This window comes from Lentzea sp. NPDC042327 (assembly GCF_040647275.1).
Taxonomy (GTDB): Bacteria; Actinomycetota; Actinomycetes; order Mycobacteriales; family Pseudonocardiaceae; genus Lentzea.
This window is the reverse complement of the sequence record NZ_JBEZBX010000004.1, coordinates 89,174-102,061: the sequence shown is the minus strand read 5'-3', so window position 1 is coordinate 102,061 and position 12,888 is coordinate 89,174. Positions and strand designations below refer to the sequence as shown.

At 72.0% G+C, this 12,888-nt stretch carries 8 protein-coding genes; 2 read left to right on the top strand and 6 right to left on the bottom strand.

The window, feature by feature from the left end; genetic code table 11:
• Nucleotides 1-125 precede the first annotated feature (125 nt).
• From AB0A63_RS11465 to AB0A63_RS11450, 4 genes are all read right to left on the bottom strand, one after another.
• Complete coding sequence (locus AB0A63_RS11465) at nucleotides 126-1,016, bottom strand: hypothetical protein (protein WP_360388616.1); 891 nt, start codon at nucleotides 1,014-1,016, stop codon at nucleotides 126-128.
• A gap of 276 nt (nucleotides 1,017-1,292) precedes the next feature.
• Nucleotides 1,293-1,691 carry an ankyrin repeat domain-containing protein gene (locus tag AB0A63_RS11460; protein WP_360388613.1) on the bottom strand — a complete coding sequence of 133 codons (399 nt, stop codon included), beginning with the start codon at nucleotides 1,689-1,691 and terminating at the stop codon, nucleotides 1,293-1,295.
• The gene (locus AB0A63_RS11455; protein ID WP_360388610.1) at nucleotides 1,688-3,949 is read right to left on the bottom strand and encodes a catalase; all 2,262 of its coding nucleotides are present in this window, start codon (nucleotides 3,947-3,949) and stop codon (nucleotides 1,688-1,690) included. The genes AB0A63_RS11460 and AB0A63_RS11455 overlap by 4 nt, the downstream gene beginning before the upstream one ends.
• A gap of 84 nt (nucleotides 3,950-4,033) precedes the next feature.
• Nucleotides 4,034-4,405, bottom strand: a complete 372-nt coding sequence (locus tag AB0A63_RS11450; protein WP_360388607.1) for a hypothetical protein — start codon at nucleotides 4,403-4,405, stop codon at nucleotides 4,034-4,036.
• Between the two features lie 211 nt (nucleotides 4,406-4,616).
• Here AB0A63_RS11450 and AB0A63_RS11445 point away from each other — a divergent pair, with 211 nt between their 5' ends.
• Nucleotides 4,617-6,434, top strand: a complete 1,818-nt coding sequence (locus AB0A63_RS11445; protein WP_360388604.1) for a trypsin-like serine protease — start codon at nucleotides 4,617-4,619, stop codon at nucleotides 6,432-6,434.
• 211 nt (nucleotides 6,435-6,645) lie between these two features.
• Here the strand turns inward: AB0A63_RS11445 and AB0A63_RS11440 are convergent, their stop codons facing one another.
• Nucleotides 6,646-8,193, bottom strand: coding sequence for a S8 family serine peptidase (locus AB0A63_RS11440; RefSeq protein ID WP_360388602.1), 1,548 nt, complete (start codon nucleotides 8,191-8,193; stop codon nucleotides 6,646-6,648).
• Nucleotides 8,194-8,214: 21 nt separating this feature from the next.
• Nucleotides 8,215-9,786, bottom strand: a complete 1,572-nt coding sequence (locus AB0A63_RS11435) for a S8 family serine peptidase (RefSeq protein ID WP_360388599.1) — start codon at nucleotides 9,784-9,786, stop codon at nucleotides 8,215-8,217.
• A gap of 136 nt (nucleotides 9,787-9,922) precedes the next feature.
• Here AB0A63_RS11435 and AB0A63_RS11430 point away from each other — a divergent pair, with 136 nt between their 5' ends.
• Entirely contained in the window at nucleotides 9,923-12,817 is a 2,895-nt protein-coding gene (locus tag AB0A63_RS11430; protein WP_360388596.1) for an AAA family ATPase, read from the top strand.
• Nucleotides 12,818-12,888: the final 71 nt, after the last annotated feature.

Sequence of the window (12,888 nt, the reverse complement as noted above, 5' to 3'; positions counted from 1 at the left end):
CGGTCCGGCCGCCGTCCACGGCCGGCGTGATCGCATCGTCGGTGCGGTCGTTGTCGGCAAGCTCGTGGTGGGACCGCGAGCCAGGTCGTCGTCGGCTCTCCGCGTTCGGCACCGCCGCCCGCGGCTCAGCCGGACTTGAGCAGGTTCTGCGTGTCGCCCCGCCGCTGGGTGCCCACGGTCGCGTCCGTGCCGATCAACGGCACCGCCGTCGTCCGCACCGGTTCGAGCACCGGGGTGGCCTGGGTCCAGCTGCGCAGCAGGTGCCGGCACAGGGACGCCTCCAGGGCGATCGCGGCGGCAGCGGCGTGCAGGAGGTCCTGGGTCCGGCCGGGGTGGGCGGACAGGTGTTCGCGGCTCTCGTTCAGCATCCTGGCCCAGCGCTCGTCCGGCGCCTCCGCGACGGACCGGACCGGGCGGCCGCCGACGCGGTGCAGGCCCGCGGTGAGGCGGCGGTCGAACAGCAGCGCGATGCCCGCCGCCGCGGTCCGGTGGCCGATGGCCGTGGCGGTGGAGAGGGCCAGTGCGCTCATCGTGTTGTGGGCGGCGATGGCGACGGCGGGCACGCGGTCGATCGCGGGCTGCGGCTCGTGCAGCGACTTCGCGGTGACGAGCTCGCGCAGCTGCGTGGTGGTGGCCTTGGTCTCGATGAACGTGTACAGCGCGGTGTGGCTGCTGCGCATCAGGCTGATGAGGTGGTCGCCGATGCGGGCGGGGGAGGCGGTGTCACCGCCCGCGTCCCTGACCATCGGCGCGGTCATCTCCCGCAGGGCGGCCAGCCACCGCTCGCTCAGCAGCGCACGCCACCGCACGACCTCCGGCTCGGCCGCGCGCTCGGCGCCGACGCCGTCGAACTCGCCTTCGTGCAGGGCGATCCACAGGGCCAGCTGGAAGTCCGGGTCGGCCACCAGCCGCGCCGGCTCGTCGACCGCCGTGAGGGCGGGGGGTGCCGTGCGGACGTCGAGCAGTGCGGCGATGACGCCGGCGCTCAACGGTCCTCGGGCGGTGGGCAACAACATCAGTGCCTCCGACGGGGGTGATCGCGATCCCGTGATCACTTACCCCTCCCGGGGTTCGTCAAACGCCTTCCCGGATTCCGGTACCCGGACGTGGGTCCGCGCCCTGCCGCTGAGGCGCCGTACAGGGGCGGCGAGGTCGCGGTCTTCAGGTCGTGTCCGGCTGACCGGACACGACCTGAAGACCGCGCGAGCTGGAGCACCCGCAACCCCGATGACGGCAGGTCGGCGGTCATCTCCCCGGGGGACGACCGCCGCCGACCTCCCGGCCGACCCGGCTCAGGCCGTCCGGGACCCCAGCAGTTCCAGCATCTCCGGCAGGTCGAAGAACCGCGCCACGTCGAGCGCGGACCTCGGCCCGAGTGCCGGGTCCGCCCCGGCCTCCAGCAACAGCCGCACGGAGCGCTCGGAACGGCGGAACACCGCCGCCCCGAGCGCGGTCTGCCCGCGGTCGTTGACCCGCCCGGTGTCGGCGCCGCGCTCCAGCAGCGCGGCGACGGTGTCGGGGTGGTTGTGGTACGAGGCCAGGACCAGCAGCGAGTCACCGGCGCCGTTGGTGAGGTTCACCGGCACGCCCGCGTCGAGTGCCTCGGCCAGCCGCTCGGTGTCGCCGGTGCGGGCCAGGTCGAACATCGACTGCAGGAACGCGAGCTCCTCCTCCGTCAGCGCCCCGGTCATGCGATCGTCGCCGGGAACCGTTCCCACACGCGGTGGGCGCCGAGCAGCGTCATCAGCTCCGTGAACACCTTCGTCGCGTCCTCACCGGCCACCACGCCCGCGGCACCGGTGATCCCGGCGGCCTCCAGGGCAGCGCGGCCGGTGCCCCACGCGCCGATGGCCTTGGCGTGGCGGAAGCACTCCTCGACCATCAGCAGCACGCGCGGGTCGACGGTCGTGCCCGGCGCGCCCGCCTTCGCGTCCCTGGCCGGCACCGCGTCCGGGCCGGGCGGGGGAGCCGCGGCGAGCAGCAGGGCGTCGAACTCGATCGACCGGGCCGTGAGGAACGTGCGCTGCGCGACCAGGCCGGAGTCGCCGATGGGACCACCGGTCGGCGCGATCAGCAACGGCACCATCCCGCCGGCCAGGATCGTCTCGCGGACGGTCCGCACGCCGTCGAGGTCGGCCGGGTCGACCACGATGCCGATGAGGCGGCCGTCGGTCGGCCAGGTCTTCCCGACCTGGGAGAGCGCCGGGCTCGGCGTGACCTTCCTCGGCCGCACGGTGGGTTCGGGCGCGGGCAGGCCGAGGCCGCGGGCGACCTCCGCGCACAGCGTCGGGTCGACGTTGGCGAGCACCCGCAGCTGGCGTTCCTTGATCGCCTGCTCGTAGCACTTGCCGAGCTCGAAGGTGAACGCGCGCACCACGTGCTCCTTCTCCACCGGCGACAGGCTCAGCCAGAACAGCCGCGGCTGCGTGAAGTGGTCGGCGAACGACACGGGCGACTGCCGCACCTTCGCCGACTTCGGCAGCGGCTGCGCCACCTCGACGAACGCCCGGTCCTCCACGCCCGCGGTGAACGGGTTGCCGCCGTCAAGCGTGTTCGGCCGGTACGGCGCCACCCCGGCGTGCACCGCGTGCTGGTGGTAGCCGTCGCGGAACATGTCGTTGACCGGCACGTGCGGGCGGTTGATGGGGATCTGGTTGAAGTTCGGCCCTGCCAGCCGGGTCAGCTGGGTGTCCAGGTAGGAGAACAGCCGCGACTGGAACAGCGGGTCGTCGGTGACGTCGATGCCGGGCACCAGGTTGCCGAGGTGGAACGCGACCTGCTCGGTCTCGGCGAAGAAGTTCATGGTGTTGCGGTTGAGCGTCAGGAGGCCGACCGGCTGCACCGGCGCGAGCTCCTCCGGCACGATCTTCGTCGAGTCCAGCAGGTCGATGCCCTCGAACGTCTGCCGCGGGGTGTCCGGGAAGATCTGCAGGCCGAGCTCCCACTGCGGGTACGCGCCGGACTCGATCGCGTCGGCGAGGTCGCGGCGGTGGAAGTCCGGGTCGAAGCCGTTGGCCATCTGCGCCTCCTCCCACACCAGGGAGTGCACGCCCAGCTTCGGCTTCCAGTGGAACTTCGCGAGCGCGGTCTCACCCTCGGCGTTGACGAGCCGGAACGTGTGGACGCCGAAGCCCTCCATCGTCCGGTACGAGCGGGGGATGCCGCGGTCGGACATGTTCCACAGGACGTGGTGGGTGGCTTCGGTGTGGGTGGACACGAAGTCCCAGAACGTGTCGTGCGCGCTCTGCGCCTGCGGGATCTCCCGGTCCGGGTGGGGCTTGCCGGCGTGGATGATGTCCGGGAACTTGATGCCGTCCTGGATGAAGAAGACCGGGATGTTGTTGCCGACCAGGTCGAAGTTGCCCTCCTGGGTGTAGAACTTCGTCGCGAACCCGCGGGTGTCGCGGACCGTGTCGGCCGAACCGCGCGAGCCCAGCACGGTCGAGAACCGCACGAACACCTGCGTCTCCACGCCGTCGCCCAGGAACGCGGCCTTGCAGACGTTGGCGGCCGTGCCATAGCCGACGAACACGCCGTGCGCGCCGTAGCCGCGTGCGTGCACCACGCGCTCCGGGATGCGCTCGTGGTCGAAGTGCATGATCTTTTCGCGCAGGTGGTGGTCCTGCAGCAACGTCGGGCCGCGGTCACCGGCCTTGAGCGAGTGGTCGGTGTCGTACAGCCGCGCGCCGGCCGACGTGGTGAGGAACTCGCCCTGCTGACCGTTGGCGAGCTTCGGGGCACCGGTGGGCGCTCCCGTCGGTGACACCGTCTCCGGACCGGTCTGGTCCTGCTTGGGCGGCAACGGGCCCCGCGGCTCGGTCGGCTCCTCGAGCGAAGGCGGCTCGCTGTTCGGCACGCCGGGGATCGGCGGGTTCACCATCTCGGTGACCTTGTCGACCGCCTTCTCCAACGCCGCCTTCACGCGCTTGCCCGGCTTCTGGGTCGCCACTTGCTTCCTCCTCGGAGCTTGAACGTCAGCCAGGCAGTACCCGCCTAAACGCCATCTATGCGTGACAACCCGTCCGAGTATTGGTCAGCGCCGCCGTTTCTTCTCCTTCGCCTTCTTCTCCTTCGCGGCGGGCGCGGGCACGATCCGCTCCGCGACCGCAGGTGGCGCGGCGGCCAGCCCCGGTCCACCGGCCTCGACCCACTCGACGACGCCGTCCACCACCTCGTCCTCCAGCACCGACCCGACCCACACCGGCCGGGCGCCCGCGGCCCGTTCCCGCGCGCCGGGCAGCACGACCACGACGTTGGACACCTCGCACGCGTCCAGGCAGTCGGCGACCCGGACACCGGACAGGCGGGAACGCAGGACCGCGAGCTGGTGGTCGTGGTCGACGTCGGGGTGCTTGCGCGCGGTACCGCAGCAGCACCCCCGGCAGACGGTGATCTTGGGCGTCATGCCCTGAGTTCTACCCACCGACCGGCCGCGAGGGGTGTGAACGTGCTGCGGTTCTCAGTCCCGCGATCCGGGCGACCGGCCGATAAAGTGCCGTACCCCTACGGATGCGGACCCTGATTGTTCCTCACCGGACACCGCCTGACAGTGATCGGCAGTGAACTGCCGCCGTCCCTGCCTGAAGGCGAGCGTTCCTGATCCGAGAGGAACTGAAGTGAACAGAACACCACGGTCCTGGGGTCTGCTGGCCCTGGTCGCCGCGGCGGCGCTGGCCCCGGTCAGCACCGCGCACGCGGCACCGGAGAACGCCCAGCGCACCGCCCCGGCGGCCACCTACCTCGGCGACACCGTCCCTGCGAACCTCGGTGACGTCTCGCCCATGTTCGCCGGCGGCCAGAACGCCACGGTGAGCGAGTTCCCCGGCATCGTCGCGGGCATCCGCGCCGGTGGCTCCCGGCCGGAGGGCCAGACCTGCACCGGCACGGTCGTCGCCCCGCGCAAGATCCTCATCGCGGCGCACTGCGCGGACGCGGAGGGGGAGAAGAAGTTCGTCTACGGCCTCGACGACCTCAAGGACTACCGGGGCGGCGCCGGTTCCGGGTTCGCCGTGAACGTCGTCAGCTACAAGAAGCACCCGCGGTACGTCAACTTCGACCAGGGCTACGACGTGGCGGTCGTGACCGTCGACCGCGACATCGCGCTCAAGGGCGGGGCGGCCTACCCGAAGTTCGCCACCTCGGCGGACGCCGGCGGCGCGGCACCGGGCAAGACGGGCCAGGGCTTCGGCTACGGCAAGAAGGACTTCAACGACACCTCGCAGGACGTCACGCTGGACAAGGCGAGCCTGCCGGTCGTCGACGGCGACCGGGTCTGCCAGGGCGTCGGCGCGGGCTTCAAGTCGGCGACCATGATCTGCGCCGGCTACTCCGACGGCCGCACCACGATCCTGCCCGGTGACAGCGGTGGCCCGCTGGTCGTCGACGGCAAGGTCTACGGCGTCGCGTCGTGGAGCCGGTCGGACTTCAAGTGGTACTCGATCTACGGCCGCCTCGACAACGACATGGGCGACTGGGTGAAGACCGAGGTCGGCGAGCAGCCCCCGGTCGGTGACTTCGGGCTGACCGTCGCGCCGGGCAGCGGTTCGGTCGCCGCCGGCAAGGCGCTGTCCGCCGCGGTCAACACGACCGCGGGCTCGGGTGGTGCGGAGAACGCGACGCTGTCCGCCTCCGGCCTGCCCAGCGGCGTGAAGGCGGTCTTCCAGCCGACGTCGGTCACCACCGGTGGCTCGGGCAAGGTCACGTTCGACGCGAGCACCACCGCTCCGAACGGCACCTACGAGATCACCGTCACCGGCACCACGTCGAGCGGCAAGACCGCGTCCGGCAGGTACTCGCTGACCGTCACCGGCGGCGGCGACCCGCAGCCGGGCGACTTCACCCTGGCGGCGACCCCGAGCAGCGTGAAGGCGGCCAAGGGCAAGTACGTCTCGACCACCGTCGGCAGCACCGGCGACGGCCAGACCATCACCCTCTCCGCTTCCGGCGTGCCCACCGGCGTGAAGGCGGCCTTCCAGCCGTCGTCGATCGCCGCGGGCAGCGCGGCCAAGCTGACGCTCGACGTCTCCACCACCGCGGCCGCCGGCACCTCGTCGATCACGGTCACCGGCACCGACGCGGGCGGCAAGACCGCCACCACCACGGTCTCGCTCACCGTCGAGGGCACCGAACCGCCGACCGGTGAGGTCACCGTCACCGCGACGCCGTCGTCAGCGACCGTCAAGCAGGGCCTGCTCGCGCAGACCCTGGTGAAGGCCGCCGGCGGCACCGGGAACCTCACGCTGACCGCGTCCGGGGTGCCCGCGGGCGCGCAGCTGTCGTTCAACCCGGCCACCATCGGCCAGAACGGCAGCAGCAACGTCTGGGTCTTCACGAACTTCTCCACCCCGCCCGGCACCTACCCGATCACCGTCAAGGCCACCTCGGCGGACGGCAAGACCGGCACGACGACGTTCACGCTGACCGTCACCCGCTAGCAGCAACAACGACGTGTGGGGTGTGACCGCTTCCCGCGGTCACACCCCACACGTGTTCTCGCTGCTGAGCAGGTTGCCAGCTGTCGTGCCTTCGCCCCCGAGTTCCCGCCCCTGGCTCTGCCGGCGTCTGCAAGTACCACCAACTGGTACTTGCAGACGCCTTGGGCAAGCAAGGAGGGGAGGGGCGGACAAGACTTCTGGCCCCAGGTGTTCAGACCGTGAGAGTCCAGGAGTCGATGGTGCCGACGTCGTAGGTGTAGACGTCCTTCACCTGGAGCTTCCACGTGCCGTTGCGCGTCTCCGAGGAGAGGTCGACGGTGTAGGTCTCGTGGACCCCCGCCGAGGACGACGCGCCGCCGGCCTTCTTGAGCACGTAGGACCGGCCGGACGGGCCGACCAGGTCGATGGCCAGGTCACCGGTGTAGGTGTGGTTGATGTCGACCTTGACGGTTGCCGAGGCCGTGGAGTTGCCGGTGCAGCCCGCGATCGTGACCGAGGACGAGACCGCGGTGCCGTTGTCCGGGATGGACACGTCCTCGCCGTTCGTGCCGGGGCCGCACTCCGGTGCCGGGCCGCCGCCGATGAACCCGCTGTGGAGCAGCTTGTTCGGTGAACCCGAACCGGGGTTGGTGACCTTGCCGCTCGTGGCGCCGTTCACCAGCGCGTCGCGCAGGGCCTGGGGGCTCGCGGACGGGTTGGCCGACAGGTACAGGGCCGCGACCCCCGCGACGTGCGGGGTGGCCATGGACGTGCCGGACATGTTCGTGGCACCGCCGTTCAGCCCGAGCGAGGTGATGTTGTCACCCGGCGCGAAGATGTCGGTGCAGGTGCCGTAGTTGGAGAACGAGGCACGGGCGTCGTTCGACGAGGTCGCGTTCACGGTGATCAGCGCCGCGATCTTCGCGGGGCCGGTGGAGCAGGCGTCGGTCGAGCTGTTGCCCGACGCGACGGCCATCTGCACGCCCGAGCTCACCATGCCGGCGATGGCGTCGTTGCCGATGTCGGCGGTGTCGAACGTCCAGGAGGCGTTGACCACCGCGGGCTTGCGGGCGTTCGCGGTGATCCACTCGATCGCCTTGACACCCGCGGAGTCCGGGCCGTTGCCGGTGCAGCTGGTGCCCAGCATCCGCACCGACACCAGCTTCGCCTTCTTGGCCACGCCGTAGGTCTTCGACCCGACCGTGCCCGCCACGTGCGTGCCGTGGCCGGAGCAGTCCTGGCCGTTCTGGCCGTCCTCGATGAAGTCCGCGCCGACGGTGGCACGGCCCTCGAAGTCGGCGATGCCGGTCTTGATGCCGGTGTCGGTGACGTAGACGGTGACGTTCGACGCGCCCCCGTCGGGGTAGCTGAACCTCTTGTCCAGCGGGAGGTTCGCCTGGTCGATCCGGTCCAGGCCCCAGGTCGGGTTGCTCTGCACCTCGGTGGCCCGCGCCGTGCCGTCCTGGTAGACGGCCTTGACCGCGGGGTCGGCCGCGAGCCTGCGGGCCTGCTGCGAGCTCAGGCCGGTGACCTGGAACCCCTGCATGGCGCGGGAGAACACGGTGTCGAGGGTGCCGCCGTAGCGCTGGACCAGCGTGGAGGAGGCGGCCTGGACACCGGCCAGCGAGATGCCGCCGGCCGGTTTGAGGGAGACGATGAAGCTGTCGCCGGGGGCGGGGTGCTCGGCCCGGACGAAGTCGGCCTCAGCGGCGTGCGCCGCCGGGGCGGTGATGACCGAGAGCGACGCCAGCACGGCGAGCCCGAGAGCGGTGCGTTGCATGACAGGTCCTTCCGGGCGTCGTCAGAACGTCAGGGTCCAGGAGTCGATGGTGCCGCTGTCGTAGCTCCACACGTCCGTGACCTGCAGCTTCCACGTGCCGTTGCGGTCCTCCGCGGACGCGTCGACGGTATAGGTCTCGTGCACACCGGTCGTGGACGACGCGCCGCCCGCCTTCTTGAGGCCGTACTTCGCGCCGGACGGGCCGACCAGGTCGATGGCCAGGTCAGCGGTGTAGGGGTGGTTGATGTCCACCTTCACCTTGGTGGTGGTGGACGCCTTGCCGGTGCAGTTCGAGACGGTCACCGAGGAGGAGACGGCGGTGTTGGTGTCCGGGATGGACACGTCGTCGCCGTTGGTGGCCGCCGCGCACGGCTCGGGGTCGGGGCCGCCGCCACCGATGAAGGAGATGTTGAGCAGCTTGTTCGGCGAGCCCTTGGTGTCCGAGATCTTGTCCGGCGTCGAGTTGTTCACCAGCGCGTCGCGGACCTGGGCAGGGGTGGCAGAAGGGTTCGCCGAGAGGTACAGCGCGGCCGCGCCGACCACGTGCGGGGTGGCCATCGAGGTGCCGCCCATCGACGTGGTGCCGCCGCCGTTCTTCGTGGAGGTGATGTTCGAGCCGGGCCCGAAGATGTCGACGCACGAACCCCAGTTGGAGGCCTGGCCGCCGGTGTAGATCGAGCGCTTGTCGGCCGAGTCGCTGGCGGCCACCGTGATGGCCTCCGGCGTGCGGGCGGGGGAGGTCTGGCAGGCGTCGCCGTTGTTGTTGCCCGCCGCCACGCCGAACGTGACGCCCGCCGCGATCGCCCGCTTCACCGCGCTGTCCACAGTGGAGTCGGCGCCGCCGCCGAGGCTCATGTTCGCCACGGCCGGCTTCTTCGCGTTCTGGGCGACCCAGTCGATGCCCTTGATGATCTGCGAGTACTGCCCGTTGCCCGAGCAGTCGAGCACGCGCACACCGACGAGGTTGACCTTCTTGGCCACGCCGTAGGTCTTCGACCCGACCGTGCCGGCGACGTGCGTGCCGTGGCCCTGGCAGTCCGAGGCGTCCGGGTCGTTGTCGATGAAGTCGTAGCCGTCCTTGGCGCGTCCCTCGAACTCCGGGTGCGCCTTGTAGATGCCGGTGTCGAGGATGTACGCGGTGACGTTGGAGGCGGTGTTCGGGTAGGTGTAGCGCTGGTCGAGCGGCAGGTTCGCCTGGTCGATCCGGTCGAGGCCCCAGGTCGGGTTGGTCTGGGTCTCTGACGTGCGCGCCCAGCCGTCCTGCTGCACGTAGGCGACCTGCGGGTCGGCCGCGAGCCGCCGGGCCGCCGCCTCGTCGAGCTTCACCGCGAAACCGCGCACGGAGGCGACGTAGGTGTTGCTGACCTTGCCGCCGTGCTTGCGGGCCAGGTCGAGTGCCTTGGCGTTCGTGGTCGGCGCGTCGCTCGCCCCGTCCTTGAACACCACGATGTAGCTGCCCGCGACGGGCTGCGCCACCGCCTTGACCTCGGCCTGCTGGGCGAAGGCGGGGGTCGCCGCCGCAGCCGCGGCGCACAGGGCGGCCACACCGAGTCCGGCCGTGACCAGCCGGCGGGATGTGCGATCGAGTCGCATCTGAGGTTCTCCGTTCTGGGCCGCCTCGGCAGGGAGTGGGCGGCCACGTGCGGATCACCATCGGTCGCGTGCGCACCGCGAACAATCCGGATATCGCTACGTAGGGATACCCGTCTTTCGCCTAAGATCAGTCCGGATGAGTCGGACACCGAGCCAGCGCCGGCCCGGCCCCGCCGCACTGGTGCGGACCAGCTCCCCGGTGCTCGTGGGGCGGGGGGACCAACTCGGCACGCTGCGCGCCGCCGTGCCGAGGCACCCCGCCGTGGTCATGGTCGAGGGCGAGGCCGGTGTGGGGAAGTCCCGCCTGGTCCGCGAGCTGCTCGACTCCGACCTCGGTCCGATCGCCGTGCTGATCGGGCACTGCCAGCCGGTGGGGGAGCCGTTCCCGTACGGGGCGGTGCTGGAGGCGTTGCGCGACTGCGCCGAACGGCTCGCGCGCGGTCCGCGGCTCAGCCCGGTGACCGGTGTGCTGGGCGCGTTGCTGCCGGAGATCGCCGAACACCTGCCGCCGCCACCGCCGCCGACCGGTGACCCGCGGGCCGAGCGGCACCGGGTGTTCCGCGCGGTGCGGGAGCTGGTGAGCGTCCTCGGGCCGGTGCTGCTGGTCGTGGAGGACCTGCACTGGGCCGACGACGGGTCGCGGCAGCTGCTGCGGTTCCTGATGGGCGACCCGCCCGCGAACCTCTCGATCGTGGTCACCTACCGGCGCGAGGACGTGCCCGGCGGGGTGCCGCTGGGGTCGGCGTACCGGCCGCCCGGTGGGACCACCAGCGCGGTGCTGGAGCTCGAGCCGCTCGACGTGGCCGAGGTGCGGGCGCTGACCTCGGCCATCCTCGACGGCGAGCCGGTGTCCGCGGAGTTCGCGGCCAAGCTGCACGAACGCACGGCGGGCATCCCGTTCGTCGTCGAGGAGACCCTGCGCGCGCTGCGGAACCCGGCCGGTGCCGTGCACGCCGACGGTGCCACGGCGCGGCGGCTGCTCGACCACGTGGACGTGCCGGTGCTGCTGCGCGACGCGATGGCCGAGCGGCTGGCCGCGTTGCCGGTGACCGCGACCCGGCTGGTGCAGGCAGCGGCCGTGCTCGGGGTACCCGCGACGGCCGAGCTGCTCGGTGCGGTGGCCGCCATCGGGGAGAACCGGGTGCGCACGGCGTTGACCCACGCGCTGACGGGCCACGTTCTGCACGAGGCCGACGCACGCACCTACGGCTTCCGCCACGCGCTGGCACGCCAGGCCGTGTACGACACGTTGAGCGGACCGGACCGCCAGCAGCTGCACAGCCGGGCCGTCGAGGCGTTGTCGCAGGTCGAGCCGCTGCCGTTGGTGCAGCTGGCCGAGCACAGCGAACGCGCTGGTCACACCGCTGAGTGGCTGCGCTTCGGCGAGGCCGCCGCCGACCGGGCCGCCGAGCGCGGTGAGGCCGGGACCGCCACCGCCCTGCTGCAACGGCTGCTGTTCGACCCGGCCGTGCCCGCGGCCGACGTGGACCGGCTCGCGATCAAGCTCGGCGAGGTCGCCCACCGCGGCCTCGACCAGCACGCCCCGACCGAGGCGCTGGAACGCCTGCTGTCCGACCGGCGGCTGTCCGTCTCGGCGCGCGGCGAGGTGCGCCTGTTCCGCGGCCTGCTGCTGATCCGCCAGGCCGGCGGCCTGGAGGAAGCCCGCGTCGAGATCGAACGCGCCGTCGCCGACCTGGGCGAACGCCCCGACCTGGCCGCCCGCGGCGCCGCCGTGCTGGGCCTGCCCTACCTCGGCACCACCCCGGTCGGCGAGTGCATGCCGTGGCTGGACCTCGTCGAGGAGCACCGCGCGTCGACCGGCGACGCCGAGCTGCGGCTGTCGCTCTACGCCAACCAGCTCGGCTCGAAGATGCACACCGGCGACCCGTCCGTGCTGCGCGAGCTGGACTTCACCCCCGCCACGACCCCCGGCGAACTGCGCCAGCTCGCCCGCGCCCACTGCAACCTCGCCGACGCGCTGGCCACCACCGGCCACCTCGACCTGTGCGGTGACCTGCTGCGCGACGGCCTGCGCCTCGCCGCCGAGTGCGGCGCCCCGTTCGTGGTGAGCACCGCCCAGGCCACCCGCGTCCGCCTCGACTGGCTGACCGGCCGCTGGGACGGCCTCGCCGACCGCGCCCAGACCCTGCTCGACGAGTACCGCGACCTGTTCCCGGTGGCCAGCGAGCTGAACCTGGTGCTCGGCTCGCTGGCCACCGCGCGCGGCGAGTGGGCGGAGGCCACCAGCCACCTCACCGAGACCGGCGCGTTCGCCCCGGAGGAGTCGATCGCCCCGGTCGCCATCGCCGGCTGCGCCGCACTGGCGTGGACGGTGCTGTCGCAGGACGAGGTCACCCGCGCCTGCGTGGACGTGGACCGCGGCCTCGCCGTCGTGCGCGCCAAGGGCGTCTGGGTGTGGGCCACCGAGCTGGGCCCGGTCGCCGTGGCCACGTTCCTCGCCGCCGGCCGCGAAACCGACGCCGAGACCCTGATCGCCGACATCGCCCGCGGCATCGAGGGCCGCGACGCACCGATGGCGGTGGCCGCACTGGCCCAGTGCCGCGCCCGCCTCGCCGAGGCCCGCGGTCAGCTCGACGTCGCCATGACGCTCTACCGGGAAGCCGCCGACCGCTACGCGGCGCTGCCCGCGCCGTACTTCACGGCCCTGGTGACCGAACGCGAGGCCGTCTGCCTGCTCCCGACCGACCACGAGAAGGCGACCGAGGTCCTCTCCGCCCTGGTGGACACCTTCGACGCGCTGGGCGCGACCCGCGACGCCGCCCGGTGCCGCCACCTGCTGCGCAGCATCGGTGGCGGCAAACCGTCCCGCCGCGGCCGCCGCGGCTACGGCAACGAGCTGTCCCCGCGCGAACAGGAGGTCGCCCGCCTGCTCGCCGCCGGCCACACCAACCGCAAGATCGCCGACGTGCTGTTCCTGTCGCCGCGGACCGTGGAACAGCACGCGGCCAGGGTGCTGCGCAAGCTCGGGGTGTCGTCGCGGGCGGAGCTGCAGGCGGAGGACCTGGGCTGACCGGTTGCGCGGTGGTGTTCAGCCGAGCAGCCTGGCGCACGCCCTGGCCATGCTGTCGCGGTCGCCCGCTG

What these genes read in the sequence shown, in the direction of transcription:
- AB0A63_RS11450 (WP_360388607.1), bottom strand. Translation starts at nt 4,405, where the DNA reads ATGACGCCCAAGATCACCGTCTGCCGGGGGTGCTGCTGCGGTACCGCG.
- AB0A63_RS11430 (WP_360388596.1), top strand. Translation starts at nt 9,923, where the DNA reads ATGAGTCGGACACCGAGCCAGCGCCGGCCCGGCCCCGCCGCACTGGTG.
- AB0A63_RS11440 (WP_360388602.1), bottom strand. Translation starts at nt 8,193, where the DNA reads ATGCAACGCACCGCTCTCGGGCTCGCCGTGCTGGCGTCGCTCTCGGTC.
- AB0A63_RS11435 (WP_360388599.1), bottom strand. Translation starts at nt 9,786, where the DNA reads ATGCGACTCGATCGCACATCCCGCCGGCTGGTCACGGCCGGACTCGGT.
- AB0A63_RS11460 (WP_360388613.1), bottom strand. Translation starts at nt 1,691, where the DNA reads ATGACCGGGGCGCTGACGGAGGAGGAGCTCGCGTTCCTGCAGTCGATG.
- AB0A63_RS11465 (WP_360388616.1), bottom strand. Translation starts at nt 1,016, where the DNA reads ATGTTGTTGCCCACCGCCCGAGGACCGTTGAGCGCCGGCGTCATCGCC.